Origin of the sequence: Streptomyces sp. NPDC001980, assembly GCF_040296885.1 — a bacterium.
Taxonomy (GTDB): domain Bacteria; phylum Actinomycetota; class Actinomycetes; order Streptomycetales; family Streptomycetaceae; genus Streptomyces.
Map to the genome: position 1 here is coordinate 43,096 of NZ_JBEOYD010000016.1, position 25,872 is coordinate 68,967.

Annotated in this window: 22 protein-coding genes; 11 read left to right on the plus strand and 11 right to left on the minus strand. The window is 72.2% G+C overall.

Going from position 1 to position 25,872, the window contains the following annotated elements; translation table 11 throughout:
- Positions 1 to 22 precede the first annotated feature (22 nt).
- Both ABT137_RS24495 and ABT137_RS24500 read right to left on the minus strand, forming a co-directional pair.
- The gene (locus tag ABT137_RS24495; RefSeq protein ID WP_351712298.1) at positions 23 to 499 is read right to left on the minus strand and encodes a roadblock/LC7 domain-containing protein; all 477 of its coding nucleotides are present in this window, start codon (positions 497 to 499) and stop codon (positions 23 to 25) included.
- The gene (locus tag ABT137_RS24500; RefSeq protein ID WP_351712300.1) at positions 496 to 2,985 is read right to left on the minus strand and encodes a sensor histidine kinase; all 2,490 of its coding nucleotides are present in this window, start codon (positions 2,983 to 2,985) and stop codon (positions 496 to 498) included. The genes ABT137_RS24495 and ABT137_RS24500 overlap by 4 nt, the downstream gene beginning before the upstream one ends.
- Before the next feature lie 358 nt (positions 2,986 to 3,343).
- Here ABT137_RS24500 and ABT137_RS24505 point away from each other — a divergent pair, with 358 nt between their 5' ends.
- A complete protein-coding gene (locus ABT137_RS24505) occupies positions 3,344 to 4,306 on the plus strand; it encodes an ABC transporter substrate-binding protein (protein ID WP_351712302.1) in 963 nt (320 codons plus the stop codon).
- 39 nt (positions 4,307 to 4,345) lie between these two features.
- Positions 4,346 to 5,791 (plus strand): aromatic amino acid lyase, encoded by a 1,446-nt coding sequence (locus tag ABT137_RS24510; RefSeq protein ID WP_351712304.1) that lies wholly within the window; start codon positions 4,346 to 4,348, stop codon positions 5,789 to 5,791.
- Between the two features lie 42 nt (positions 5,792 to 5,833).
- Here ABT137_RS24510 and ABT137_RS24515 read toward each other — a convergent pair whose 3' ends face one another.
- The gene (locus ABT137_RS24515; protein ID WP_351712306.1) at positions 5,834 to 6,919 is read right to left on the minus strand and encodes a DUF5937 family protein; all 1,086 of its coding nucleotides are present in this window, start codon (positions 6,917 to 6,919) and stop codon (positions 5,834 to 5,836) included.
- 99 nt (positions 6,920 to 7,018) lie between these two features.
- Between ABT137_RS24515 and ABT137_RS24520 the strand changes: the two genes are divergently transcribed.
- Both ABT137_RS24520 and ABT137_RS24525 read left to right on the plus strand, forming a co-directional pair.
- Entirely contained in the window at positions 7,019 to 8,215 is a 1,197-nt protein-coding gene (locus ABT137_RS24520) for an MFS transporter (RefSeq protein ID WP_351712308.1), read from the plus strand.
- Between the two features lie 111 nt (positions 8,216 to 8,326).
- Complete coding sequence (locus ABT137_RS24525) at positions 8,327 to 9,691, plus strand: MFS transporter (RefSeq protein ID WP_351712310.1); 1,365 nt, start codon at positions 8,327 to 8,329, stop codon at positions 9,689 to 9,691.
- 36 nt (positions 9,692 to 9,727) lie between these two features.
- On the opposite strand, the gene ABT137_RS24530 is transcribed toward ABT137_RS24525, so the two are convergent.
- Positions 9,728 to 10,183: a tellurite resistance TerB family protein gene (locus tag ABT137_RS24530; RefSeq protein WP_132890095.1), complete on the minus strand. Its 456-nt coding sequence runs from the start codon at positions 10,181 to 10,183 to the stop codon at positions 9,728 to 9,730.
- 173 nt (positions 10,184 to 10,356) lie between these two features.
- Between ABT137_RS24530 and ABT137_RS24535 the strand changes: the two genes are divergently transcribed.
- The 3 genes from ABT137_RS24535 (at position 10,357) to tatA (ending at position 13,637) form a co-directional block, all read left to right on the plus strand.
- Positions 10,357 to 10,719 (plus strand): ArsR/SmtB family transcription factor, encoded by a 363-nt coding sequence (locus ABT137_RS24535; RefSeq protein ID WP_351712312.1) that lies wholly within the window; start codon positions 10,357 to 10,359, stop codon positions 10,717 to 10,719.
- Positions 10,709 to 13,225, plus strand: coding sequence for a magnesium-translocating P-type ATPase (gene mgtA, locus ABT137_RS24540; RefSeq protein ID WP_351712314.1), 2,517 nt, complete (start codon positions 10,709 to 10,711; stop codon positions 13,223 to 13,225). Before ABT137_RS24535 ends, mgtA begins: the two co-directional genes overlap by 11 nt.
- A 139-nt stretch (positions 13,226 to 13,364) precedes the next feature.
- Positions 13,365 to 13,637 carry a Sec-independent protein translocase subunit TatA gene (gene tatA / locus ABT137_RS24545; protein WP_351712316.1) on the plus strand — a complete coding sequence of 91 codons (273 nt, stop codon included), beginning with the start codon at positions 13,365 to 13,367 and terminating at the stop codon, positions 13,635 to 13,637.
- A 13-nt stretch (positions 13,638 to 13,650) separates the two neighbouring features.
- Here tatA and ABT137_RS24550 read toward each other — a convergent pair whose 3' ends face one another.
- The 3 genes from ABT137_RS24550 to ABT137_RS24560 form a co-directional block, all read right to left on the minus strand.
- A complete protein-coding gene (locus ABT137_RS24550) occupies positions 13,651 to 14,652 on the minus strand; it encodes a sporulation protein (RefSeq protein WP_351712318.1) in 1,002 nt (333 codons plus the stop codon).
- Positions 14,653 to 14,873: 221 nt separating this feature from the next.
- On the minus strand, positions 14,874 to 15,326 hold the full coding sequence (locus ABT137_RS24555; protein WP_351712320.1) for a DUF6114 domain-containing protein: 453 nt from the start codon (positions 15,324 to 15,326) through the stop codon (positions 14,874 to 14,876).
- Positions 15,326 to 16,024 (minus strand): DUF6230 family protein, encoded by a 699-nt coding sequence (locus ABT137_RS24560; RefSeq protein WP_351712322.1) that lies wholly within the window; start codon positions 16,022 to 16,024, stop codon positions 15,326 to 15,328. The genes ABT137_RS24555 and ABT137_RS24560 overlap by 1 nt, the downstream gene beginning before the upstream one ends.
- Before the next feature lie 611 nt (positions 16,025 to 16,635).
- Between ABT137_RS24560 and ABT137_RS24565 the strand changes: the two genes are divergently transcribed.
- A complete protein-coding gene (locus tag ABT137_RS24565; RefSeq protein ID WP_351712324.1) occupies positions 16,636 to 17,280 on the plus strand; it encodes a Tat pathway signal sequence domain protein in 645 nt (214 codons plus the stop codon).
- 17 nt (positions 17,281 to 17,297) lie between these two features.
- On the opposite strand, the gene ABT137_RS24570 is transcribed toward ABT137_RS24565, so the two are convergent.
- On the minus strand, positions 17,298 to 18,251 hold the full coding sequence (locus ABT137_RS24570) for a lytic polysaccharide monooxygenase (RefSeq protein WP_351712326.1): 954 nt from the start codon (positions 18,249 to 18,251) through the stop codon (positions 17,298 to 17,300).
- Positions 18,252 to 18,713: 462 nt separating this feature from the next.
- On the opposite strand from ABT137_RS24570, the gene ABT137_RS24575 reads away from it, so the two are divergent.
- Both ABT137_RS24575 and ABT137_RS24580 read left to right on the plus strand, forming a co-directional pair.
- On the plus strand, positions 18,714 to 19,361 hold the full coding sequence (locus ABT137_RS24575) for a ScbR family autoregulator-binding transcription factor (RefSeq protein ID WP_351712328.1): 648 nt from the start codon (positions 18,714 to 18,716) through the stop codon (positions 19,359 to 19,361).
- Between the two features lie 88 nt (positions 19,362 to 19,449).
- Positions 19,450 to 20,610, plus strand: coding sequence for a damage-control phosphatase ARMT1 family protein (locus ABT137_RS24580; protein WP_351712330.1), 1,161 nt, complete (start codon positions 19,450 to 19,452; stop codon positions 20,608 to 20,610).
- Here ABT137_RS24580 and ABT137_RS24585 read toward each other — a convergent pair.
- On the minus strand, positions 20,582 to 21,847 hold the full coding sequence (locus tag ABT137_RS24585; RefSeq protein WP_351712332.1) for a cytochrome P450: 1,266 nt from the start codon (positions 21,845 to 21,847) through the stop codon (positions 20,582 to 20,584). The genes ABT137_RS24580 and ABT137_RS24585 overlap by 29 nt on opposite strands.
- A gap of 197 nt (positions 21,848 to 22,044) precedes the next feature.
- On the opposite strand from ABT137_RS24585, the gene cyc2 reads away from it, so the two are divergent.
- On the plus strand, positions 22,045 to 24,207 hold the full coding sequence (gene cyc2 / locus ABT137_RS24590) for a germacradienol/geosmin synthase Cyc2 (RefSeq protein WP_351712334.1): 2,163 nt from the start codon (positions 22,045 to 22,047) through the stop codon (positions 24,205 to 24,207).
- A gap of 21 nt (positions 24,208 to 24,228) precedes the next feature.
- Here cyc2 and ABT137_RS24595 read toward each other — a convergent pair whose 3' ends face one another.
- Positions 24,229 to 25,062, minus strand: a complete 834-nt coding sequence (locus ABT137_RS24595; protein WP_351712336.1) for a hypothetical protein — start codon at positions 25,060 to 25,062, stop codon at positions 24,229 to 24,231.
- A 68-nt stretch (positions 25,063 to 25,130) separates the two neighbouring features.
- The gene (locus ABT137_RS24600; protein WP_351712338.1) at positions 25,131 to 25,865 is read right to left on the minus strand and encodes a CTP synthase C-terminal region-related (seleno)protein; all 735 of its coding nucleotides are present in this window, start codon (positions 25,863 to 25,865) and stop codon (positions 25,131 to 25,133) included.
- Between the last annotated feature and the right edge of the window lie 7 nt (positions 25,866 to 25,872).

Genomic DNA, 25,872 nt, shown 5'->3' on the forward strand with positions numbered 1-25,872 from the left:
GCTGCTCGACCGGCGGTGCCGGTCAGCGCGTCTGTGGGACGCCGACGCTGTTCTTCAGTTCCAGGACGAGCTGCGGACTGAGCGCCGCCCCCGCGCGGTTGGCGAACAGCGTCATCTCGTAGGCGATGTTGCCGAGCTTGGCCTCCTTGTCGGCGACCACGCCGAGCACGGCGCCGCTGCCGATGGCGGAGACGATGACATGGCCGCCCTCCAGGTCGATGATGACCTTGTTGAGGCCGCCCAGGCCGTAGTTGCCGGACGCACCGGCGGCCAGGCTGGTGATGCCGGAGACGATCGCGGCCAGTCGCTCGGAATGGGCGCGCTCACGCAGTTCCGAGACCGCGATCAGCAGACCGTCGGAGGACACGGCGATCGCGTCCACCACGCCTGCGGTCTCGGTGGCGAAGCGGTTCAGCAGCCAGGTGAAGTCGGCTGCGGCCGCCTGCAGGTCGGTCGGCGTGACGCCGCCCGTCGGGGTGTCACCTGTCGACGTGCTCACTGCTCGGCTCCTTCCGGAAGGTGGTTCTGGTCCTGCGGGGGGTGCGTGGGGTCGATGTGCGGCACGGGCCGCTCGTGGCTCCCGGTGTCGCCCTCGCGCCGGGCGCGTTCCACCGCCGCCTCGAACTCGTCCAACGCGTCCCGCTCGGCCTCGGCGTCGCGGGTGCGCGGTGCCTGGGCGAGGCTCTGGGCGGCGCCGACGGTGGTGCGGAGGGTCGCGCCGCGTACCCGGCGGCGCAGCGGGCGGAGCCCGTCGCCGGAGTCGGCGTCGGCCTCGGAGTCCGCGGGGGGCTCGCCGGAGCGCGCGGCCGGGATGAGCGGGGCCTGCGGTGCCGTCGGCTCGGCGGCCGGATCGCGGCGCGGCAGCCGGCGGGGGAGCGGGCTCTCCGGCTCGGCCCAGGCCGGCACCGTGACGGCGGGCGTCGGGCCGGTCGGCTCGGCCGTAGTCGCGGGTGCCGCCGGTATCGCCGTTGCCGCCGGTGCGTTCGCTTCCGTGGCGAGCGGGGTGCCGGAGGTGTCCGCCACCGCGCTCATCGTCAGCAACAGCCGGGAGGGCAGGGTCACTTCGGCGGTGACACCGCCGCCCGGGGTCCGGGTCAGCTCGACGCCGATCTCCCAGCGCCGGGCCAGCGCACCCACCACGAAGAGGCCGAGCACCTTGGTCGGCACCAGGTCGAGACGCTCACGGCGGATCAGCCGGCCGTTCTCCTCGGCCAGCCGCTCGGCGCTCATGCCGAGGCCGTGGTCGGTGACAACGATGTGCACGCCCGCGTCGCTGGAGCGGACGGTCACCTCGACGGGACTGCCCGCAGGCGAGAACGACACCGCGTTCTCCAGCAGTTCGGCCACCATCAGCGTGAGGTCGCCGATGATGTCCGGCTCGATCATGGCGTCCGTGCCGGCGTACAGCCGTACCCGCTGGTAGCCCTCGATCTGGCCGAGCGCGGCCCGGACCACGTTGGACACCGGGGTCGGGCCCGCGGCCAGCACGGTCTCGCGGATGCCGGCCAGCAGCATCAGGCTGTCGGCGTTGCGGCGCAGGCGGACGGCGATGTGGTCGATGGAGTAGAGGCGTTCGAGGAGGGCCGGGTCGGTCTCGGCCCGCTCCACCGCGTCGATGAAGGCGAGCTGGCGGGTGGTCAGGTTGCTGACGCGGCGGCCGACGTTGCCGAACATCTCGGCGGTGTTGCGGCGGCTGAGCACCTGGCGTTCGAGCAGGGCCGCGGCCGTGGCCTGCACCTGGTTGAACGCCTCGGCCAGGTCGCCGATCTCGTCGCGGGCGGTGACCGGTATGTCCCGCAGCCGGGGCGGCCCGGAGTCCTCGGCGTCGTCGTCGGCGACCCGGGCGAGTTCCCGGCCGGCCACCTCGGCGACCTCGTGCGCGACGCCGGTCAGGGCCTGCACCGGGCGGATCACCGAGCGGCGGACCAGCGCCGCGAGGGTGATCCAGAGGATGAAGCCGAGCAGCGAGCCGTTCAGCAGGTAGATCGCGCGCCACTTGGCCGAGTCGGCCGCGGCGTCGGCCCGGTCGGCGATCTGGCCGATGAGCGAGGTGGTGATGGTCAGCCGGGCGGTGGCCTGCTGGAGATAGGCCGGATAGTCGGTGAGCGCGTCCTTGACGGCCTGCCGGATCTGGTCCTGGTTGCCGGACTGCAGCTTGGTCGGGTCGATCTGCAGCTCGGCGAAGGACTCGGCGATGGTGCTCTGCGCCTTGGTGTGCTCGACGTCGGCCAGCTGCCGGGCCTGTCCCTCGGTGGCGAACCGGGTGAACCGGTCGGCCTGGTGCTGGTAGAGGTCGTAGGCGCCGACCGCGTTGGTGAACTCGATCAGGGCGTTGGTGTCCCCGGTGGTCGCCGCGAGCACGTTGGTCTCGAAGGCGCCGTGGGCGGCGTCCGCGCGCAGCAGCGAGTCCAGCAGGTTGCCGGTGAAGGTGGAGGCGAGGTTGGCGTCGCGGTCCAGGCCGAGGCCGTCGATCAGGTCGTTGGAGGCGTTGGTGTAGGCCGGGTCGATGTTGTCGGCGGGCAGATAGGACTCCTCGACGGAGTCCCGCAGGCTGGACAGGCCCTCGACCTGCCGCAGGGCGTCCGCCTCGGTGCCCGGCAGCCGGTCGCCGAAGGTGTCACGTACCTTCGCGACCTGGGAGTTCACCGCGTCCTGGGCCGCCCGGTAGGCGGCCGCCGAGGGAGTGGAGTAGCCGGACTCGTAGCGCGCGGAGAGCAGGATCGCCTGCTGGTGCTCCGCCTCGACCTTGTCCACGAGGCGTGCCACCTGCGCGCTGTCCCGGACGGTCTGCGCCGCGTCCTCCGCGCTGGTGGACTGCTGCACCAGGTCGGTGATGACGTACGCCAGCAGTACGGCGATGACGGCGAGCGGTACACCGACCAGCAGGTTGAGCTTGCGCCGGAAGGGCCAACGGTCGGCGAAACCCCGTATCCCGCCCCGCGCCTGGGCGGGCCGGACGGGCGCGTCCACCTGGTTCGTGGACACCGGGCCTCCTTCATGAGGGTGTCTGGTCTGGGGGGCGTCTTCACCCCGAGCTGTTGCGGAACGACACCGAGTAGCGGGCCCCGTGCACCGCTGTGACCGATATCAACTGCCGTGAGACTACAGCGTTCTTGAAGCTCGATTCCGCTTGCTCTTTATCAAGAATCCGTTACAAAGAGACCGCTCTCCGTCCACAACTGGCCACGGATTGAAGCCAATCGGTGACCCGGAGACACTTGACTGACAGAGAACCGGCTGGATTGGATCGTCCGGAGTGGTTCGCAACAGCCCCGTGGCGCGCAACACCTCCCACGTGGTTCGCAACACCCCCACCCTTCCCACAGCTCCCGGAACGGCAACCGTGACTTCCAACACCCTTCCCAGCAGGTCAATCCGGACATACCGAGGCGTGGCGGCCGTCGCGCTCGCCGCGACGACGGCCCTGCTGGCGGGCTGTTCCTCTTCCGACGACAGCAAGTCCGACCCGCTGTCGGACAGCAAGGCGAGCGGGGACACCGTTGTCGTCGGCTCCAACAACTTCGCCGAGAGCATCCTGATCGCCGACATCTACGGCGAAGCACTCAAGGCCAAGGGCGTCAAGGTCGCTTACAAGTCGAACATCGGCAGCCGCGAGACCACCTACGGTCTGCTCAAGAACGGTTCGATCTCGGTCCTGCCCGAGTACAACGGCGCCCTGCTCGCCTACCTCGACCCAAAGGCGGCCCCGAAGACCGTCGAGGAGACCACCTCGGCGATCGAGGCCAAGCTGGACTCCAAGCTGACGCTGCTCGACCCGGCGGACGCGCAGGACAAGGACACGGTGACGCTCAACGCGGCCACCGCCGCCAAGTACAACCTCACCGAGAAGTCCTCCATAGCCGACCTCAAGAGCCTCGCCAAGGACCTGGTCATCGGCGCCTCGCCGGAGTTCCAGACCCGCCAGCAGGGCCTGGTCGGCCTGAAGTCCGTGTACGGCCTGGAGTTCAAGTCCTTCAAGGCCCTCGACGCGGGCGGCCCGCTCACCCAGGCGGCCCTGAAGAAGAACGCGGTGCAGGCCGGCGACATCTTCAGCACGGACCCGACCATCACCAAGGAGAAGTTCGTCGTCCTCCAGGACCCGGAGAACCTCTTCGGCTTCGAGAACGTCCAGCCCCTGGTCTACAAGAGCGCCCTGAACCAGACGGCCACCGACGCCCTCAACGCCGTCTCCGCCAAGCTCGACACGGCGGCCCTGCTGGACCTCGACACCCAGGTGCAGACGGACAACAAGGACCCGCTGGACGTCGCCCAGGCCTGGCTGAAGAAGGTCGGCCTCAGCAGCTGACCCGTGTCCGACCCGCCGCGGATCCTCCCTGGACCTTCCTTGGACCGTGTCGTGCTCGACGGCAACGGCCTCGGCCTGACCGGACTCGTCCGGCTCGCCGACGCCGTTGCCGGCCCCGTCGTACCGCCCGGGGCGCTCGACCGGGTCCGCCCGGCCCACGGGACCGCCGACCGTCTCGCCGCACAGGGGCACTGGTACGGCCGCGGCACCGGCGTGGGCGCCCACCGCTCCATCACCGTCGACCCGTCCGACGCCACCGGCCACACCCTGCGGCTGCTGCGCAGCCACGCCGGCGGCGCCGGCCCGCTGCTGCCGGCCCGTCGGGCCCGCGCGCTGCTCGCCGTCCGGGCCAACCAGCTGCTGGCCGCCGGCTCAGGCATCCACCCCTCGTTCGTCACGGCACTGGCCGAGGCCCTCCGGCTCGGCGTGCACCCCGCGATCAACGAGTACGGCGGTGTGGGCACCGGCGACCTCACCGCCCTGGCCCAGACCGGCCTCACCCTGATCGGTGAACGCCCCTGGCTCACGACGTCCCCCGACGCCGAACTGCCCGCCCCGGTCACCCTCCGCCCCGGCGACTCGCTGGCCCTCCTCAGCAGCAACGCCCTCGCCCTGGGCCGGGCCGCCCTGGCCTGCCACGACCTGGACGTGCTGCTCCGGGCCACCCACGCGGTGGCCGCCCTCTCCCTGGCCGCCGTCTCCGGCTCCCCGGAGGCCTACGCCCCCGAGGTGCACGCCCTGCGCCCGTACCCCGGCCCGGCCCGGGTGGCGGCGGAGGTACGACGCCTCCTGGCGATCCCCGACCACCCGGTCACCACCGGCCGCCGCATCCAGGACCCCTACGGTTTCCGGGCCTTCCCGCAGGTCCACGGCGCGGCCCTGGAAGCCGCCGACAGGCTCCGCCACGTCATCGAGACGGAGATCAACTGCCCCACGGAGAACCCGGTCCTGGCCCCCGACGGCGGCGTCTACCACCACGGCGGCTTCTTCGCGGCCCCGCTCGCCCTCGCCCTGGACGGCCTCGATCTCGCGCTCCTCCAGACCGCCCAGCTCTCCGCGGCCCGCCTCCAGGCCCTCAGCCGTGCCGACCTCACCGGCCTGCCCGCCTTCCTGACCGCGGGCCCGGCGAGCAGCTCCGGCACGATGATCCTGGAGTACACCGCCAACTCGGCGCTGGCAGAGCTCCGTTCGAGCGCGTCCCCGGCATCGGCCGGGCACACCGTCCTCGCCCACGGCCTGGAGGAAGCGGCGAGCTTCGCGGGGCAGGCGGCGAAGCAGGCGGAACGGGCGGCCGAGGCCTACCCGGTGGTACTGGCCTGCGAACTGGTCGCGGCGGTACGCGCGTTGCGGCTGGCGCCGGTGGAGCCGACGGTGCCCGCCTTCCGGATCGCGGCGCAGGCTCTGCCGGGGGACATGGCGGACCGCGCGCTCACCGGAGACGTGACGGCGGCGATGGAGTTGCTGCCCCTGCTGGCCGACGTCTGAGCGGCCGGCCCTGACCGGGGGTGCGTGTCGGACCGGAGCCGCTCAGCGCAGTACGGCCGCCAGCAGGTCGGCCCCCAGCGCCGTCACATCGGGCAGATTGAGGGAGTAACGGACGTAACGACCGTGCCGCCGGGTCGTGAGCAGGCCCGCGCGGCGCATGACGGCGAGGTGGCGGGAAACCTCCGGGGGTGAGAGTTCCCAGGCGTGGGCCAGCTCGCCGGTGGTGTGCGGGCCGCGGGCCAGGGTGCGCAGCAGCCGCAGCCGTACCGGATGCGCGAGTGCCTCCAGCCGTAGCGTGACCGTTTCCAGCGATACCGGCTCCGACGGGCCCGGCTCGGCCACGGGGTACTGCAGGACCGGCTGCCACCCGGGCGCAAAGACCGCCACCAGGTGCGGGCGGCCGAAGACGCTGGGGAGGAAGGTGACCCCGGTACCGTGGGCGGCGGTCGCACTGTCCTGCAGCTTGTCCACGACGATGCAGTCGCCGTCCGGCGCCAGCGTCACGGCGCTGGAGACCGACGACAGCGCCGCCCCGATGCCCTGGCGCTTCAGCAGGTCGTTCTTCAGGCGCAGGTCGGTGGCGAGCTGTACGGCGACGTTCGTCCAGGCGGCGTCGAAGAAGGCCTCGGCGCACTGTTCGAGGGTGTCCCGCACCCGTGCCCGCACGGCGGCCGGGTCCGCGAGCAGCCGTTCCGCGAAGGCCTCCTGGAGCGCGCCGCGGGCCTGGGCCAGGTCCAGGGCCCGCGCCCGCGCCGTCGCGTCGGCGAGCGGCGACGGCGCGGCGAAGTGGACCCGGTTGCTGCCGCACGTGGTGATGAGCGCGGCGGTCACATAGGTTTCGTCGTCGATCCGGTCCACATCGTCCAACTCCTCGGCGAGGGTGGGCCGGGGACGGGCGGGGACCAGGAAGTCGGCTCGTGAGGAACGCCAGAGGAACTCCGCCTCCCTGAGCCGCTCGGCCAGCTCCGGCCGCAGCCCGGCCCAGACGTCCCCGGCCCAGTCGGCGAACTGCGGGTGATGCCCGGGCTCGGCCAGCACGTGCAGCATCGCGGTCAGCTCGGCCAGCGGGGAGGCGGCGAACCGCAGTCGCCCCGACGGCAGTCCGCCGATGTCGATCCTCAACGTCATCCCCTCATCATCGTTGGCCGGACGGCCGACGACCGCGTCGGTTGACGGTGTCCGTCAACCGGCATCGTCGGCCCGGCGGCCGAACGCACCGTTGACGCCATGGCAACCATCACCAAGATCCGGCCGCGCGCCCTCGTCCGTGCCTCCGGAGGCCCGCGCTATGCCGTCGCCCTGGCCGTGGACGCGCTCGGCACCGGCTTGCTGCGGCCCTTTCTGCTGCTCTACGGGGTGACGGTGCTGAGGCTGTCCGCGCCGGCCACCGGCATCGCCATGACGGTCGGCGTCGTGGTGGGTCTGGCGTGCATGCCCGCGGTCGGCCGTTGGCTGGACCGGGGCGCACGCAGCACGGTCGTGGCAGCGTCGATGCTGGTACGGGTGCTGGGCGTGGCGCTGCTGCTGGCCACCCCGGCAGGGCACGTCCGGCTGTTCGCGACGGCGGCACTCTTCCTCGGCATCGGCAACTCGGCATGGCCGGCCGCCCATGCGGCCCTCGTGGCCACGGTCTCCCACGGCCGCGAACGCGACGCCGCTCTCGCGGCGGGCCGCGCCCTGCGCAACGCCGGCCTGGGCGCGGGCGCCCTCCTCGCCACCGCGTGCCTGGCGGGCGGCACCACCGCGTTGCGGGCGCTGGCTGCCGTCACCGGGCTCGCCTATCTCGCCGCGGCAGCCTTGGCATGGTCGGTCCACCTGCACACGCATCCGGCCGCTGCTCCGGCCGAGGACAGGGCCGACGGGCCCGCACCCCGGATGCGCGCACTGCTGGCCGCCAACGTGGTCTACGTCTTCTGCCTCAACATCACCGAAATCGCGCTCCCCCTGGTCCTGGTGACACAGCTGCACGCGTCCCCGGTGTGGTCGGCAGCCATCTTCGTGGCCAACACCGTGCTGGTGGTCACCCTGCAGGTGCCGGTCACCGTCCTGCTGTCCCGCTTCTCCCGGCGGACCGTGCTGGCCCTTGCCGGCGTGGTGATCGCCGCGTCCTACCTGGGCTTCCTCGCGGCCACCTCACCGGGACGCGGCTGGAGTGCCGCGGCCGTCGCCACGGTGTCCGTGGTCTGCACCATCGGCGAGATCGTCTATGCCGGCAGCGCCACCGCGCTCGTCACCGCCCTCGCACCGGCCCATGTCCTGGGACGCGCCCTCGCCCGCTTCCAGCTCTCCACGGGCTTCGGCCTGGCCGTCTCCCCGGCGGTCATCACCGCTCTCGCCTCCCGCGGCCCAGGCGCCCTGTGGGGCAGCCTCGCCGGTGCGACGCTCCTCTCCGCCACCGCCGTCGCCACCGAGAAGGATCGATGAACGCGGCTCAGCGCGTGTGATTCCGTCATGAACACCGGGTTCGATGGAAGAAAGCGGCGACCTCGCAGCCGAAACCGTCGGCCCCTTCCCGCTGCACCGCACGCTGCCCCCATGACAACCGCATCCACGCACGCCCCCACCACCCCGCCCCCCTACCGCCGGCGCCGGCCGGCCCTCCTCGCCCTGCTCCTCGCCGAGGCGATGAACCTCCTGGACGCGACGATCGTCCAGGTCGCCGGCCCCGCCGTGCACGCCGGCCTCGGCGGCTCCGTCTCCGACGTCCAGTGGTTCAGCACGGCGTACACCCTGCCGTTCGCCGTCCTGCTGATCACCGGCGGACGGCTCGGCGACATCGCGGGCCGCCGCCGGCTCTTCGTCCTCGGCGTCACGCTCTTCACCGCGGCCTCCGTCGCCTGCGCACTCGCACCGACGGCGGGTCTGCTGATCGCCTTCCGCGCGGTGCAGGGCGCGGCGGCGGCCGTGATCATCCCGCAGACCATCGGGCTGATCAAGGCGATGTTCGAGGGCGACGAGCTGTCCCGGGCGCTGGGCAGCATCGGCCCCGTGATGGGCCTCGCGGCCGTCTGCGGTCCGGTCCTCGGCGGCGTCCTCACCCACGCCGACCTGTTCGGCCTCTCGTGGCGGGCCGCCTTCCTGGTGAACGTCCCCGTGGCCCTCGTTGTCCTCGGCCTGGCCCCGAAACTCCCGGAGAACCGCGCCCCGCACCGCCCCGCCCTCGACTGGCCCGGCACGGCCCTCGCGGCGACCGGCACGGGCCTGCTGGTCTACCCCCTGATCGGCACGAACCTCACCGAGCTCCCGCCGCACGACTGGGCGTTGCTGGCGCTCGGCCTGCTGGCCCTGACCGCCTTCGCACTGCACCAGCGCCGCACGGCCGCGCCCCTCCTGGAACCGACCCTCTTCACCCACCGCGGCTTCCCGCCGGCCCTCGCCACCTCCATGGCGTTCTTCGCGGTGACCAACGGCCTGCTGACCGTGGTCGTCCTCCAGCTCCAACTGCAGGCCGGCCAGGGCGTTCTGGCGGCCGGCCTGAGCCTCACGCCGTGGTCGGTCGGCCTGGCGGTGTCGTCATGGCTGTCGGGCCGCCGCGGTGCGCGGCGCCGCATGATGCCCTGCGGCCTGGCCCTCGTGCTCACGGGCCTGACGGCCGCCGCGGTGGTGTACGCCACCACGGCCGCCAACACCCACTTCCCCTGGCTGCTCCTGCCCGCACTGGCCCTGGTCGGCCTGGGCGCGGGCCTGTTCACCCCCGCCTTCTTCACGCTGGCCCTGCGGCCCCTGCGCCCCCAGGAGGTCGGCTCGGCGGCGGGTGCGCTGAACGCCGTACAGCAACTGGGGGCGACACTGGGCGTGGCGGTCCTGGGCAGTACCTATCTGGACGGCTCGGCCGCGGCGGCCTGCGCCGTGGCCATGGCCCTCACCGCGCTCTGCTGGGCCACGAGCCGGCGGATGTGAGCCGCCCCGTCCCGCCGGCTCCGGCCCCGGCGCCGGTCAGAGGTCGAACTCGTGCGGCGGCAGGTCCAGCGTGTAGCACGCCTCGCGGACCACGGCCTGCTCGGTCTTGTCGAAGTCGCCGTCCGCGCCGCCGATCACGATGCCGATCTGGATGACGGCACGCGCCTCGGCCGGCTTCTTCTTCGCCTTGGCGACCTCCTGGAGGACGCTCACCTTGCCGAAGGCGAAGTCGGTGGTCAGCTTGTTCAGGTTCTCCTCGAAGCGGCGGCGCAGGTCGTCCGCCGGGAAGTTCTGCAGCACCTCGTTGGTGGCGATGAGCTGGGCGACCCGCTGGCGCTCGGCCGGGTCGATGGTGCCGTCGGCGGCGGCCACGAGCGCGCACATCGCCATGCTCGCGTCGCGGAACGCACCGCTCTTCAGGTCGTTCTTCTTCGCCACGAGCTGGGTCTGCATCTGCGTCGCGGAATCCTTGATGCGGTCCCACAGGGCCATGCGCACTCACTCCTCGGTCGGTAAGAGGCCTGCTTGCCAAAAAATTACTTCTACAACACCGTAGAAACTTGCGTGGCGGCCGATAAGTTCCCGCGCCCTAAACTGTCCCTCCGACCCACGACGGGTCGCTTCGACGCGGTGGTCAGGACGCGGTGGACAGGAGGACCAGGAGGGTGGCGACGGTGCCAGGCAGTGGCTACGAGGACCCCACCGCGGACGTGCTCTCGGAGGCGGCCGCGGCCTTCGGGCTGCTCGCCTCGCCCGCCCGGCTGCACATCGTCTGGGCGCTGGCCCAGGGCGAGAGCGATGTCACGGGCCTCGCCGAGCGGGTCGGCGGCGCGCTGCCCGCCGTCAGCCAGCACCTCACCAAGCTGAAGCTCGCCGGCCTCGTCCGCTCCCGCCGGGAGGGCCGCCGCCAAGTGTACCTGGTGGACGACCCCGACGTCGTCGACGTCGTACGCCTGCTCGTCGGCCGCCTCACCGCCCGCACCACCGGCGCCGAGCTCCCGGCACCCCGACGGCTCCGTGGCCTCTGAGGGCGAGGCCGCCACCTCGCTGCAGGTGCTGCGCCGACTGGACACGGGACCGCGCGGGCTGACCGAGGCCGAGGCCGCGGCCCGGCTCGCCGACCTCGGCGAGAACGCCCCGGCGCTGCCGCACACCGCCTCCTGGCCGCTGCGCTGCGCCCGTGCCCTGCGCGACCCGTTCACCGCCGTCCTTCTCACCCTGGGCCTGGTCTCCGCCCTCGTCGCCTCCTGGGGCACGGCCGTCGTGATCCTCGCGCTGGTCGCGGTCAGCTGCGGACTGCGCGCCGCGGGCGAACACCGCGCCGACCGCTCGCTGGCCGCCCTGCGCGAACTCGTCGCCGGCACCGCCACCGTGCTGCGCCGCGCCGACGCGGACGCGGAGCCGCGGGCGCGGGAGGTCCCGGTCACCGAGCTCGTGCCGGGCGACGTCGTCCGGCTCGGCCCGGGCGACCTCGTTCCGGCCGATGTACGACTGCTGCGCGCCCGCGGGCTGACCGTGCACCAGGCCGTGCTCACCGGCGAGTCGGCGCCCGTCGCCAAGGCGGCCGTCGACGTGCCCGCCGTCGCCGACGCGACCGGGGCGGCCGACGTGGCCGACACGGGACCGTTCCAGGAGCCGTACCTCTGTTTCCAGGGCAGCGGGGTCGCCTCGGGCAGCGCCACGGCGGTCGTGGTGGAGACGGGGGAGCGGACCCGGTTCGCCGCCGCACAGGGCATCGCGGGCGGGCGTCGTGAAGCGAGCGCCTTCGACCGGTCCGTGCACGGCATCTCCTGGGTGCTCATCCGGTTCATGCTGCTCACCCCGCCGCTGGTCCTCATGGCCAACGCCGCCCTGCGCGGCCGCGGCCTTGAGACACTGCCCTTCGCGGTCGCGGTCGCCGTCGGGCTCACCCCCGAGATGCTCCCGGTGATCGTCACCACCTGCCTGGCCCGGGGCGCCGCCCTGCTGGCCCGCGCCCACCAGGTCGTCGTACGACGACTGCCCGCGCTGCACGACCTGGGCGCGGTCGACGTGCTCTGCCTCGACAAGACCGGCACCCTCACCCGGGACCGGCCCGTCGTGGAACGCGCCCTCGGGCCCGACGGCGACGACGACCCGGAGGTGCTGCGCTGGGCGGCCGTCGGCGCCTGGTGGAGCCTGCAACTCGCCGAACTGCCCGCTCCCGACGCCCTCGACGAGGCCCTGCTCATGGCCGCCGGGCCGGTGGGGGAGGAGTACGACGGCGTCGGCGCCGTCCCCTTCGCCCCCGAGCGGCGCACCGCCACCGCCGTCGTCGCAGGCACCCTCGGCACCCATGTCCTCGTCACCAAGGGCGCCGCCGAGGACGTACTGGACCGCTGCGACCTCGACCCCGCCGAACGCGAGCGCCTCCTCGCCCTCGCCGCCCGCGAGGCCGGCGCCGGGCTGCGCGTCCTCGGCGTCGCCACCGCGCGACGCCCGTCCCGCGCCCGCCCCTACACGGCCGCCGACGAGCAGGGCCTCACCTTCCGCGGGCTGGTCACCTTCCGCGACGCTCTGGCCCCCGGCGCCGCCGAGGCCCTGCGCACCCTCACCGGCCTCGGTGTCACCGTCCGCGTCCTCACCGGCGACCACCCGTCGACCGCGGCCCGCGCCTGCCGGGACCTCGGCCTGACCGCGGACCGGGTGGCCGTGGCCGGTGATCCCCTCGACCTCGGTGCCGACGTCGTCGCCCGCTGTACCCCCGAGGACAAGGCCCGGATCGTCGCCGGGCTCCGTGCCGCCGGGCACACCGTCGGGTTCCTCGGGGACGGCGTCAACGACATCCCGGCCCTGCGCGCGGCCGACGTCGGGATCGCGCCCCGCACCGCCGTGGACCTCGCCCGCGAGACGGCCGACGTGGTGCTCGCCGAGAAGGACCTCGGCGCGATCGGGCACGCCGTCACCACGGGCCGGCACAGCAGCGCCAACATCGCCTCCTATCTACGGGTCACGCTCTCCTCCAACCTCGGCAACGTCATCGCGATGCTCTGCGCCGGCCTGCTCCTCCCCTTCCTGCCGATGCTCCCGGTCCAGGTGCTCGCCCAGAACCTCTGCTTTGACGCCGCCCAGCTCGCCTTCGCCCACGACCGCCCCGGACCTGCGGCACTGCGCCGCCCGACGGTGCTGCGACCGCGTGCCTTCCTGCGGTTCATCACCGGCTTCGGTGTGCTCAACGCGTTCGCCGACCTCGCCACCTTCGGCGTCCTCGCGCTCGCCCTGCGCGGCCCCGACGCCCTCGACGACCAGGCCGTCTTCCACTCCGCCTGGTTCACCGAGAACCTGCTCACCCAGGCCCTGGTGATGTTCCTGCTGCGCGGTGGCACCCGCCCCGGGCCCGTCGGCCGCGCCGCCGCCGCCCTTGCCGCCGTCGGCCTGCTGCTGCCGCCCGGCCCCCTGGGCGCGGCCCTGGGCATGACCGGGCTGCCGCCCGCCTACCACGTGCTGCTCGCCGCCGTCCTGGGGCTGTACGCCCTCGCGCTGCGGGCGGTGCGGGCACGCCACGACCGGCGGTGACGACTGCAAGCCGGGTCCGGGGAGCGTTTCCCGCTCCGGGTTGTACAGTTGCGCAATGTAGCAACCGTCGCTGCCCGGCCGGGGCGCATGCAGCACCCTCCGTCGGCACGAACAAACGTGAGAAAGGGAGGGGGCGGTCATGCTCCGCAACGGACTCGAACCCTGGCACCTGTTGATCGTCGCGATCGTCTTCATCGTGCTCTTCGGTTCCCGGAAGCTGCCCGACACCGCCCGGGCCCTGGGCAAGTCGATGCGCATCCTGAAGAGCGAGGCGAAGGCCATGAAGGCCGACGACACGGCCGCTGCGGCGCCGGTGGAGCCGACGTCGGTACAGATGGCGGCGGAGCCGGCCGCTGCCCCCGCGCAGCCGGAGCCCAGGACGGCCGGCGAGCCGACCGTCTCCCCGAGCTGACCCCGACCCGGCGTCAGTCCTCGTCCCCCTCGAAGAAGTCACCGATCTCGTCGACCACCTCGGCCGCCACCATTCCGCCGACCACGCCCAGGGCGAGGCCCGCCGCACCCGCGGCGACCGCCGTGCCGAGGCCCGGTCCGGAGCGGTGGTGGCCGTCGTGGTGCTCCCCGTGCTCGTAATGGTGCTCGCCGTGCCCGTCACGGTGCTCGCCGTGTCCGTACGCCGCGTGGGTGCCGTAGGCCTCGCGGTGGGCGATCAACTGGCGGATCCAGCCGTCGACCTCGCCGTTCCAGTCGAGGGTGGGGGCGTCCTCGTGGCGGACCGTGAAGCGGGTCAGCGCGTCGTGTCCGGCGGAGAACAGGCCGCCGCGCTTGTCCGCCTCCAGGACCACCTCCAGGCCCGCCGGGGAGGCGAGGAAGGTCAGCTCGATCTCGGTGACCGCGTGCGCGTACTGCGGCGCCGGGGTGAGCTCGACCTCCTGGTAGAACGGCAGTCGCTGGCCGGTGCCGCCGATCCGGCCGTACTCCAGATCCGCCGAGCGGAAGCCGAAACCCAGTCGGCCGAGGGCCTCCAGGACCGCTTCCTGGACGGGCAGCGGCCCGACGGCGAGGGGGTCGAGATCACCCTTGTCCCGGGCGCCGGCCACCCCGACCTCCGTGCGCACTCCGAGCACGATGCCCAGCGGCTGGCCGTACAGCTCGGTGACCGGTGTCTCCCACGGCACCGGCACGGCGAACGGCACCTCCCGCTCCTCCTCCGCCCCGAGCCGGAAGCCGCCGCCCACGGTGAACCGCTCGAAGACGACCGCGCCCTCGCTCTCCCCCTCCTCGTGCTCCGCCTCCACGCGCGCGAGCAGTTCGAGGCCGATGTGCTCGACGTCCACGGCCGCCGAGCCGCCCTTCAGCCACACCCGTCCCGACAACACCCCGCCGGGCACCACCACGCCACCGTCCAGCACGGTGTCCACCGAAGGACCACCGACGCCGATCGCCCCAAGCAGCCGTTTGAACACCATGAAGCCGCCGCTCCTTCGCCGCACTCGTCACGCACACCCCGGCCGGCCACACGCCGTCCGGCTGCCCGATGAACTCACGACAACGGCAAAGAAGTTCCCAAGTCACCTGTTCGGAGGAGTGCGCCCCACAGGGGCGCGGCGAACGAAACTCCCCGCACACACGAGAGCACACACGAGAAGAGGCGGACCGAAACCCACCGGTCCGCCTCTTCTCGCGAACGTCAGACCGCTTCCGCACCCTCGCCGAAACCCTGCGCGGCAGCCCGCGCGGCCTTGCGCCGCTTGCGCCGGCTCACCCGCGGCTCCTGGTCCGGCAGCCAGCCGAAGATCATGCAGCTGCCGACGGCCCCGAGGGCCAGGCCGACGAAGAAGCCGCCCAGGTTGGAGGTGACCCATGAGCCCAGGGAGCACAGGACGCCGAGGATGGAGTAGAAGAGGCGCTGCCCGGGGCTGAAGAGGGTCAGCAGGCCGCACAGCACCATGACCACCGGCAGCAGATAGCCCACCAGACCCTGCATGCCGATATGGATGACGACCTTCAGCGAGGCCTTCTCCGTGAGCAGGATCCACGTGCCGCCCAGGGTCAGCAGCAGCCCGCCCAAGAACGGCCGACGGGCCCGCCAACCGCGGAAGGCGGGCCGCCACCCCTCATGTGGAGTGTCTGTGCCGGACATCAGCAACCCGAGCTGCTGAAGCTGAGTTTCAGGCCGGGAAGCTTGAACACCCCAGCGGTGGTCGCGTAGTTGATCTGCCGCAGGTTGTCGATGTGCACGGTGTCGGCCTGCTGGCTGAAGACGCCGATGGGTCCCTTGACCCCGGCCTTGGTGAGGGTGCTCGCGTCGTTGCCGATCTCGATGTTGTTGAAGGACGCGTCGCCCGACAGCTCGGTCGAGTCGGTGGTCAGGTTGGTCGCCTGCACCTTCGACGAACCGCTGCCCGCCTTGATGAGCAGGTTGGTGCCGCCGAGGTCGACGCTCTGGCACAGGCTGTCCAGGGTCGCGTTCTTGATCGCGGAGGTGACGACCAGCACCTGGCCGCCGGTGTCACCGGCGTTCGGGCTGCCGTCGGCCATGCTGTCGAGCGCGCCGAACTGCTCGAAGCCGGTGCCGTCGAGCGACTTGGCGGTGACCGTGAAGGGCATGCCGGAGATGGAGAACGACACCCCCAGCGCCCCCTGGGCGGTCAGGACCGCGAGGCCGGCGAGGCCCAGCGTGGCCGGCACGGCCATCACGGCGGCCCGGCGTGCCCGGACCCGTCCGCGTCTCGGTGCCCCTCCGGTCTCCCCGGTGGTGTCTGGTGTTTCGGAAAGAGAACCGCTTCCCGGGTTCTCCGGCGTGTTGTCGGCGGACGGAACGTCCGGGGACTCGGCCATGTCTGCTCCCATGCATTAGTCACGCGGGTTGGGCTTCAGTGGCACGTTGTCCTGGCGCGGACAGCGGCTGCCGCGCACGCCTCCTCACAACTCCCGGCGGGCGCAAGGGCTTTCTCGTTACGCAGCAGTAGCCAAGCCGCAAGTTACCGGCGGTTACTTTTCAGGGTCAAGACAGTTGTGAAAAAAGGGTGTTGAATTCGCGTCAATTATGTTCCGGCCATGCATTCCCTTGATCGATTTCCCAACTCCCTTGATCAGCCTTGACGTTGACGGGTGATCAGGTCTACAACTCTCCCTGGTTTCCTTCGGATCCGTGGCGCCGGATCCGCCGAGCGGCATCGACCGCTTCCCGGCCTCTTCGATCACCGCTCCGCTCAGCGGCGTCGGCACGGTCGCTTCCCCCCAGGGACCGTGCCCGAACGCCTTTGACCGGCCCGGTCGGAGGCCTAACCCCCCCAGGCTTCCGGCCGGTGTCCGGCCTGGCTGCCGTTGCCGGCCCGTCACGTACGGAGAAGGCGTGACGAGCCGGCAACGGCCGGCGCTGCATTCGCGCCCCCCTGAACCCCCCACCTCACCCCACGCAAGACCCCCCAAAGAAAGAGGCAACCCGCATGCGTACGCGATCCCTTCTCGCCCTCGCCGGTACCGTCGTCGCCCTCTCGGTCGCGGCCACCGTTCCGGCCTCGGCCGACGGCGCCGTGCTCACCACGGGCAGCGCCGGCGGCACCGCCGTCGCGGTCGGTGACACCCTCACCGCGTCGCTGGCCAGCGGCACCACCGCCACCCTCTACTCCAGCTCCACCAGCACCAGCGGCATCACCTGTGCGGCCTCGACCTTCACCGCGACGGTCACCGACAACCCCGCCGCCTCCGGCACCGCCACCGAGTCGGCCACCGCGCAGACCTTCAGCAGCTGCACCAGCAACGTGACCGGCGTGACCGGCGTCTCCAGCATCACGGTCGACAACCTGCCGTACACCACCGCGGTCTCCTCGGACGGCACGGTCGCGGTCACCCCGCCGAGCGGCTCGACCATCCAGACCACGGTGAAGCTGACCACCCTCCTGGGCAGCATCACCTGCGTCTACCAGGCCGCGAGCCTGTCCGGTACGAGCTCCAACACCGACAACAGCCTCGCCTTCAGCAGCCAGGCGTTCACGAAGTCCTCCGGCTCCATCCTCTGCCCCTCCGCCGGCTACTTCACCGCCAAGTACGCCCCGGTCAGCGACAACGGCGCCGCCGTCTTCGTCAACTGACCTTGTTGTAAAGGCCGTTAGCGTCGACGCAGACGCAACGCCAGGGCGGCGCCGCCGGTGAGCACCAGCACCGCGGCGGCGCCGCCCGCCACCAGTGGCGCCGACGGGCCCGAGCCGGGGTCCGTGTCGGAGGCCACGGGAGTGCTGTCGGCGGCGGTGGTTCCGGTCGTTGGGGAGACCGGGGTCGCCGCCGCCGTCCGCTGTGCCCGCGCGGCAACGCTCTTCGAGGCGGCGGGAGCCGGCGTCGTACTCGGCTTCGTGCCCGCGGTCGCGCCGCCGTCCTTCTGCCCGCCCTTCGCCGCGTCCTTCGAGGTTTCCTTCTTCGACGCCTTCTTCACCGTGAACACCACGTCGGAGCACGAGTAGTAGGTGTCCGGCGTGCTGCTGGTCTGCCAGATGGTGTACAGCACCTGACGGCCCGTCCGGTCGGCCGGCAGGGTCGCGCCGAAGTGGTACGCGCCGTTCGTCAGCGGCGGGTCCTTGAACTCCGCGAAGGGCTGCGCGGGCAGGTCGGACCACGTCAGCGGCTTCGCCGGGTCGTAGCCGGGCTTCGTCAGATACAGCTTGAACGTGCCGGAGTGCGCGATCGTCGCGGCGTACGTCATCGTCATCCGGGCGCCCGGGGTCAGTTCGGTCGCGGGCCAGTCCGCGCGCGCCAGGTCGAGCCCCTTGTACGCCGGCAGATTGCCGCTGCACAACCGGCCGTCCGGAATCACCTGCCGGTCCCGGCCGCCGACACCCGCCACCCGCACGTCGTCCCACGCGACGAAGTTCTGCCCGCTCGCCGTGATCGCCGCCTTGCAGGCCGCCGTCGTGGCGCTGCCACCGCTGGGGGAGCAGGCGTAGGCCCGGCTGACGGGATAGGTGGGCGCGCCGTGCGCCCGGGCGGACCCGGCCGCCCACGACAGGAGCAGGAGCGGGGCCGCGACGGCGGCTCCCGCGACTCTCAGGCGGGCGGTCGTCCGAGTCATGCGGGACGTCTCCTCGGCGGGCGCGGGTATGGGGGTTCTGCCGCATTGAGTACGGGAATCGGCGCCGCACCGTTCAGCGCGGTTGGTCACAGGGCCGGTTGGAGTGCATGCCGCCGACCGGATCATCCGTTTTGTCGACTTTCCGGGCGCCATTGAGAACCAACCGCGCGGCTCGTATCGTGGCGATCATCGATGGCCGCCCGGCCGGCCGCGGCGCTTCCGGAAACCGGCGCGAACACGAGGGAGGGGTGTGTTCTGATCTCGTCCGTTCGTGCACCGTGGACCCCTGTTCACGTGGTCGCGAGCGCGACTTGCAGGTGTCCGTCACCGGCCCGCACGGTTGCCTCCCGTTGCCGCACGGTGAGCTATCGTGTGCACGGGGTAAAAAACAAACCGCATGCCCCGTCGGTTTGGAACCGTGGCGTCGTTGAAGTCGTGAAGTCGTGAAGGAGCGTCGAGTCGATGGCGAGGCAGTTACGCGCGGAGCAGACCCGTGCCACGATCATCACGGCCGCCGCCGACCTCTTCGACCGGCGCGGCTACGAATCCACCAGCCTGAGCGAGATCGTCGAACACGCGAGGGTCACCAAGGGGGCGCTCTACTTCCACTTCGCCGCCAAGGAGGACCTGGCGCACGCCATCATGGAGCTCCAGTCCCGCACCTCCAGCCAGTTGGTGCGGGAGATGGACAGCCGTGGCTACTCCTCGCTGGAAGCCCTGATGCGCACCACGTTCGCGATCGCGCGGCTCTCCGTCGACGGCCCGATCCCGCGCGCCGGCCTGCGCCTCGCCACCGCGGACGTCATCGTACGGCCGCCGCTCAGGCACCCGTTCACCGAGTGGCTGGAGTTCGCCACGCGCAAACTCCTGGGCGCCGTCAAGGAGTCCGACGTGCACCCGGACATAGACGTCGGCGCGGTCGCGCACTCCCTGGTCTGCTTCTTCGTCGGCACCCGGGTCGCCGGCCGCAACCTGGAGCCGGTGGGGCGGCTGCCGCGCAGGGTCGCCGAGATGTGGTACCTGATGATCCGCGGCCTGGTGCCGGTGCACCGGCGCGCCCGCTACCTGACCCTCGCCACCCAACTGGAGCGCGAGATCAGAACGGCGTGAGGGACGGCGTGACGGACGCCGCGGGACGGTGTGACAGGCGTCCCGCGGTTCGGCGGAGCCGGGCGGCCCGCGCGATAGCGTGGCGTTCATGCCCGTCTCCGCCGCCCCGCCCGTGATCCTCGGCACCACCGGCCCGTTCCCGCACAGCGTGCTGGCCGAACGGCACCCCGCGATCATCCGCCAGGTGCGGGACGCCTTCCCGTACGGCCCCGAGCAGCACCGCGCCCTCGACGCGCTGCTGCGCAACTGCACCGAGGGCGTGATCGAACCCCTGCCCGGCGACGCGAGCGGCTGGCGCGACTGGGGCCTGGACACCTGCACCGGCCGGTCCTGGTTCGACGTGCCGTGGCTGTGGTCGGAGAGCTACTTCTACCGCAGACTCCTGGACGCCGTCGGCTACTTCGGCCCCGGCCCCTGGCAGGGCATCGACCCCTTCCGCCCCTTCAAGCTCGCCGAACTCGACGCCAAGGAGACCGACGCGGAACTGGCCGCGCTCGACGACCTCGGCGGCGACCCGGACCGGGCCCTGCTGCACGGCTCCCTGTGGGGCAACCGCGCCGACCTCGGCTTCCGGCTCTCCGCCGCCCAGTCGGGCGAGGCCGTCGACGCCCTGGTCGCCGACGACAGCGCCGCCCTGTGGCCGTTGCTCCACGGCGGCGGCACCCTGTGCCTCGTCGCCGACAACGCGGGCCGCGAACTCGTCCCCGACCTGCTGCTGATCGCCCACCTCCTGGACACGGACCGCATCGCCCGCGCGGTCCTGCACATCAAGCCCTACCCGTACTACGTCTCCGACGCCACGACCGCCGACGTGCTCGACGCCCTGCGCAGGCTCACCGCGGCCCCGGGCGCCGCCGCCGGGTACGGCCGCACCCTCTGGTCGGCGATGGCCGACGGCCGCCTCGCCGTGCGCGCCCACCCGTTCTCCTGCGCCCCGCTGCCGTACGCCGAGATGCCCGGCGACCTGCGCGCCGAGTTCGCCTCGGCCACGCTGACGATCTTCAAGGGCGACCTCAACTACCGCCGTCTGGTGGGCGATCGGCTCTGGCCTCCGACCACCCCCTTCGCCGACGTCACCGCCTGGTTCCCGGGCCCGGTGGCCGCGCTGCGCACCCTCAAGTCCGATGTGATCACAGGACTCTCCGCGGACACCGAGGCGGCCCTGGACGCGGCCGGGGCGGAGCGCTGGCGTACGGCAGGCACCCATGCCCTGATCCAGGTCAACCCAGGTGCATCGGCAGCGACTTGAGCCCGTTGATGAAGTTCGACACGAGCCGCTCGACGGGACCCGCGGGCGTCAGGGCGGCCGGTGCCTGCGCATAGAGCGTGCGCAGTTGGAGCCGGGCGAAGTGGGCGCCCAGGCACACGTGCGGCCCGTCCCCGAAGGACACGTGCGGGTTCGGCGCCCGGGTGAGGTCGAGGCGGTCGGGCCCGGCGAAGGCCCGCTCGTCACGGTTGGCCGAGGCGTGCAGGACGACCACCTTGTCGCCCTTCCTGATGTGCCGCCCGCCCAGCTCGGTGTCCCGCGCGGCGGTACGGCGGAAGGTCAGCACCGGGGGATGCCAGCGCAGCAACTCGTCCACCGCGGTGTCCGCTCCGGCCTTCCCGGCGCGCAACAGGCGGTACGACTCCGGGTGTTCGGCCAGCGCCAGCAGCCCGCCGGGGGCGGCCGAGCGCACCGTGTCGTTGCCCGCGACGGTCAGCAGGAAGAAGAACATCTCCAGTTCGCCGTCGGCGAGTTCCGGGTCGTGGGCGAGGGCCGTCATGACGTCGTCGGCCGGGTTCCGGCGCTTGTGCGCGGCGAGTTGCCGGGCGTACCCGAACATGTCCCGGAGCATCGCCGGCGACCGGGGATTCACCGGCCTGCCCTCGCCGTCGAGCATCCCGGGCCCGGCCTCGTCCGGGTCCTGGTAGCCGATCACCCGTCGCGTCCAGTGCAGCAGCAGCCCCCGGTCGCTCTCCGGGACACCCAGCAGATCGGCGAGGTTGAGCAGCGCGTACTCGTCGGTGACGGCGGCGACCAGGTCCACGGTGCCGTCCCCCGCCCGGGCCGTCTCCAGCGCCCGGGCGAACAGGGTCCGCGCCCGCTCCCGAACCGCCGCCTCGAACCGCTCGATCCGCCCCGGTGTGAAGGCCCGGCTCACCGTCCGCCGCAGCCGACCGTGCTGCGGCGGATCCTGGTTGAGCATCATGCGCCGGATGAACGGCAGGTCCTCCGGATCCGGATCCCGGATCTGGGTCGCGCCGAGCCGCGACGAGTACGTCCCCGCGTCCTTGAGTACCCGCACCACGTCCGCGTGCCGTGCCACCGCCCAGAACCCCGGCCCGGCCGGCCACCCCAGCACTTCCGGCTCCCGCTGCCAGGCGACCGGGTGGTGGTCGCGCAGGACGCGGTAGTCGGCGTACGGCACGGCGACCGCGTACCGGCGCGGATCGAACACATCGGGGACGGGCGGGGCTTCACCGCCGCCGGCAGAGGTGGTCATGCGACCACGGTGGCCCGTGCGGCGGGGCCGGGCAAGACGGGCGCCAGCAGGGCCGCAGCCCGAAGGCGCGCTTCGCGCATGGTCCCGTGGGAGCCCTGTCCGCCCGGAGTTCCCGGATTCCGCGCCGGTTCACGCGATGGTGTGATCATGTGCCGCGCGGTGGATGGCCTTCGAGGCGCGCGGGTAGGGCCCCGGCCATGACGCAGCCGTTCGAACTCCCGCACTTCTACATGCCGTATCCCGCGCGGCTCAACCCGCGCCTGGAGGAGGCCCGGTCCCATTCCACCGAGTGGGCCCGCGAGATGGGCATGCTGGAGGGTTCCGGGATCTGGACCCAGGCCGACCTGGAGGCACACGACTACGGCCTGCTGTGCAGCTACACCCACCCCGACTGCGACGGCCCCGCCCTCTCCCTGATCACCGACTGGTACGTGTGGGTGTTCTTCTTCGACGACCACTTTCTCGACATGTACAAGCGCACCCAGAACCGGGCCGCCGGCAAGGCCCACCTCGACCGGCTCCCGCTGTTCATGCCGCTCGACCCGGCGATGCCCGTGCCGGAGCCGCAGAACCCGGTCGAGGCGGGCCTCGCGGACCTGTGGGCGCGCACGGTGCCGTCGATGTCGGTGGACTGGCGGCGACGCTTCTCGGTCGCCACCGAGCACCTGCTGAACGAGTCGATGTGGGAGCTGTCCAACATCAACGAGGGGCGGATCGCCAACCCCGTCGAGTACATCGAGATGCGCCGCAAGGTCGGCGGCGCCCCCTGGTCGGCGGGCCTGGTCGAGTACGCGACGGCCGAGGTGCCCGCCGTCGCCGCCGGCTCGCGGCCGCTGAGGGTGCTGATGGAGACCTTCGCCGACGCCGTCCACCTGCGCAACGACCTGTTCTCCTACCAGCGCGAGGTGGAGGACGAGGGCGAGAACAGCAACGGTGTGCTGGTCCTGGAGACCTTCTTCGACTGCACCACCCAGGAGGCCGCCGACGCGGTCAACGACATCCTCACCTCCCGCCTCCACCAGTTCGAGCACACCGCCCTCACCGAAGTCCCGGCCCTCGCCGCCGAGAAGGGCCTGACCCCCGACCAGGCCGCCGCGATCGCCGCCTACACCAAGGGCCTGCAGGACTGGCAGTCCGGCGGCCACGAATGGCACCTGCGCTCCAGTCGCTACATGAACAAGGGCGCCGTCCCCTCCTCTCCCTGGCAGCACCTCACCGGCCCCGGCACCTCCGCCGCGGACGTCGGCGCCTTACTGGCCGCGGCCGCCGCGGAGCGCCTGCGCGCCTACTCCCATGTGCCCTTCCAGCAGGTCGGCCCCTCCCTCCTGCCCGACTTCCACATGCCGTACGAGGTCGAGCTCAACCCGCATCTCGACGCCGCCCGGCCCCGGCTGACCGCCTGGATGCACGGCACCGGAATGCTGTCCGAAGGCATCTGGGACGAGGACCGGCTGGCCGCCGCCGACCTCGTGCTCTGCGCCGCAGGACTCGACCCCGACGCCACCCCCGAGGAACTCGACCTGAGCGCCCGGTGGCTGGCCTGGGGCACCTACGCCGACGACTACTACCCGCTCTGCTTCGGCGCCCGGCGCGACCTGGCCGGCGCCCGGCTCGCCACGGCCCGCCTCACCGCCTGCATGCCCCTCGCCGACGAGCCGGTGCCGGTGCCGGCCACCGGCATGGAACGCGGCCTGATCGACCTGTGGGCCCGCACCACGGCCGGGATGGGCCCCGAGGACCGGCTCGCCCTCAAACAGTCCGTCGACCGGATGACCGAGAGCTGGCTCTGGGAGATGTCCAACCAGCTCCAGCACCGCATCCCCGACCCGGTCGACTACCTGGAGATGCGCCGGTCCACCTTCGGCTCGGACCTCACCCTGAGCCTGGCCCGCCGCGGCCACGGCCCCGCGATTCCCCCGGAGGTGTACCGCAGCGGCCCGGTGCGCTCCCTGGAGAACGCCGCCATCGACTACGGCATGCTCGTCAACGACGTCTTCTCCTACCAGAAGGAGATCCAGTACGAGGGCGAGCTGCACAACGCCATCCTTGTCGTGCAGAACTTCTTCGGCGTCGACTACCCGACCGCGCTCCACGTCGTACACGACCTGATGACCCAGCGGATGCAGCAGTTCGAACACGTCGTCGCAAGCGAACTGCCGGTCGTGTACGACGACTTCGAGCTGTCCGTCGAGGCGCGCGCGGCCATGGACGCCTACGTCCGCGACCTGCAGAACTGGATGGCCGGCATCCTCAACTGGCACCAGCGCGTCGACCGTTACCAGGCGGACCACCTCGCCCGCCGCGCCCACGGCTTCGTCCCGGACCGCCCACCGCTCGCCCCGTCGCTGCCGGTCGGCTGACGGCGCCCGTCGCGCGGGTCCCTACCGGAGGGAGGTGTGCAGACCCCGGGCGCGCTCGGCCTGCGGCAGGTCGCCCAGCCGCTCGAACTCCCCGGCCAGCCACCGCAGCGGCGACAGATCGAGGTCCTTTCTGCTGCCGGGCCGCAGCAGCAGGCTCTGGTCCATGAACAGGTCGTCGAGACGGCGGATCAGCGCCACCCGGGCGAGCTCGGTCATCCCCTGCTCGGCCGCCAGCCGGGTCCACGTCGACAGCGGCTGGTCGGCCGGGTCGCCGGGGACCTCGTGCCGTACCGACTCCCACAGGGGCGGCCGGGGGTGCGGGTCGAGCAGGTCGTAGGCGCAGCCTTCGTCCGCGTTCAGCAGGAGGAAGTCGGGTTCGGTACGCAGCAGGGCCGTGTGCAGCATGCCGAGCAGCTCGACGGGGGAGCGGTCGGGCAGGTCCAGGGCGGCGCGGAGTTCGGCGCGCTCGGCGTCGATGCCGTGGTACTCGCGGATCTCCTCCTCGATCTCGGCCACGCCCGCGAGGATCGCCGTCTCGCCGTCCGCCGGAGACAGGCGCAGGAGGTCACGCCAGCCCGGCAGGCCGATCACGATCTCCAGCGCCTCGTCGACGGACGACCCTATGGTCCCGGCCGAGCCCTCCGAGTCCGCGTACAGCAACGAGCCGTCCGCGCACACGAAATACGTGCCGCCGGTGTCGCAGCCCGCCACCACGTCCAGTGAGCCACCGGAGGCGAGGCGGACCGGCTCGCCATGGCCGTCGGCGGCCCGGTCCAGGTCGAAGTTGAAAGGGAACGCCGCCAGTTCGGCCAGGCGGCGGTGCTGCCGGAGCAGCCGCAGGCAGTGATCGGTCATGTCACAGAACGTAACAGCCGCCACTGACAACGGCCTCGGGTCACGGCGGGGGCGAGGTGGCCCCGGCCTCACACCGACGCGCGCGCCCGCTCCGTGGCGTGCGCGACCGCCGCCCGGGCCAGCGCGCGGATCACCGGATGCGCGCGCGAGCCGTCACCCGACAGCTCCGGCTGGAAGAGCGTGGCCAGGAAGAAGGGATGGCCGGGCAGTTCGGCGACGCGGACCTGCCCGTCCTCGTCGTGGCCGGACAGCCGCAGTCCGTGGGCGCGCAGGGTGTCGAGGTGGCGGGAGGGGCCGTACGAGCAGAAGTAGCGCTCGACCGTGCGCCCGGAGCCGATCGCCGACTCGGCCAGCGTGCTGGGTTCGATGCGCACCGCGGCCTCGTGACCCACCAGAGAGCAGGCCAGCGGCTCGATCAGGAGGTCCTCGGCGTCGGGGTCGTTCTCGGCGTGCGCGACCCGGGTCAGGCCGCAGACGTCGCGGGCGTACTCCAGGAGCGCGTGCTGGAAACCCCCGCAGGTGCCCAGGAAGGGGATGTCCTCCTCACGGGCGGTGCGGATCGCCCGCAGCACGCCCGCCTCACTGCGGTACGGGCTGCCCGGCAGCACCCACACCGCGTCGAAGCCGCGCACCGCGTCCGTGTCCTCGGCGTCCTCCGACGGGATCCAGTAGGCGTCCAGGACCAGCCGGTCGCGCTGGGCGAGCGCGTCGAGGAGGAGCGGGATCCGGGTGTGCGACACGACGTTGGGGGAGCGGTCCCCGACCAGGGCGATCGTGGCGGTCCGAGCTGCGGAGTTCGTCATGGGCTCA

Excerpts from the sequence above, each read along its gene's own strand:
- tatA (WP_351712316.1), top strand. The coding sequence starts at position 13,365 with ATGCTCCGCAACGGACTCGAACCCTGGCACCTGTTGATCGTCGCGATC.
- ABT137_RS24550 (WP_351712318.1), bottom strand. The coding sequence starts at position 14,652 with ATGGTGTTCAAACGGCTGCTTGGGGCGATCGGCGTCGGTGGTCCTTCG.
- ABT137_RS24600 (WP_351712338.1), bottom strand. The coding sequence starts at position 25,865 with ATGACGAACTCCGCAGCTCGGACCGCCACGATCGCCCTGGTCGGGGAC.
- ABT137_RS24520 (WP_351712308.1), top strand. The coding sequence starts at position 7,019 with ATGGCAACCATCACCAAGATCCGGCCGCGCGCCCTCGTCCGTGCCTCC.
- ABT137_RS24525 (WP_351712310.1), top strand. The coding sequence starts at position 8,327 with ATGACAACCGCATCCACGCACGCCCCCACCACCCCGCCCCCCTACCGC.
- ABT137_RS24530 (WP_132890095.1), bottom strand. The coding sequence starts at position 10,183 with ATGGCCCTGTGGGACCGCATCAAGGATTCCGCGACGCAGATGCAGACC.
- ABT137_RS24580 (WP_351712330.1), top strand. The coding sequence starts at position 19,450 with ATGCCCGTCTCCGCCGCCCCGCCCGTGATCCTCGGCACCACCGGCCCG.
- ABT137_RS24595 (WP_351712336.1), bottom strand. The coding sequence starts at position 25,062 with ATGACCGATCACTGCCTGCGGCTGCTCCGGCAGCACCGCCGCCTGGCC.
- ABT137_RS24575 (WP_351712328.1), top strand. The coding sequence starts at position 18,714 with ATGGCGAGGCAGTTACGCGCGGAGCAGACCCGTGCCACGATCATCACG.
- ABT137_RS24560 (WP_351712322.1), bottom strand. The coding sequence starts at position 16,024 with ATGGCCGAGTCCCCGGACGTTCCGTCCGCCGACAACACGCCGGAGAAC.
- ABT137_RS24555 (WP_351712320.1), bottom strand. The coding sequence starts at position 15,326 with ATGTCCGGCACAGACACTCCACATGAGGGGTGGCGGCCCGCCTTCCGC.
- ABT137_RS24565 (WP_351712324.1), top strand. The coding sequence starts at position 16,636 with ATGCGTACGCGATCCCTTCTCGCCCTCGCCGGTACCGTCGTCGCCCTC.
- ABT137_RS24515 (WP_351712306.1), bottom strand. The coding sequence starts at position 6,919 with ATGACGTTGAGGATCGACATCGGCGGACTGCCGTCGGGGCGACTGCGG.
- cyc2 (WP_351712334.1), top strand. The coding sequence starts at position 22,045 with ATGACGCAGCCGTTCGAACTCCCGCACTTCTACATGCCGTATCCCGCG.
- ABT137_RS24570 (WP_351712326.1), bottom strand. The coding sequence starts at position 18,251 with ATGACTCGGACGACCGCCCGCCTGAGAGTCGCGGGAGCCGCCGTCGCG.
- ABT137_RS24585 (WP_351712332.1), bottom strand. The coding sequence starts at position 21,847 with ATGACCACCTCTGCCGGCGGCGGTGAAGCCCCGCCCGTCCCCGATGTG.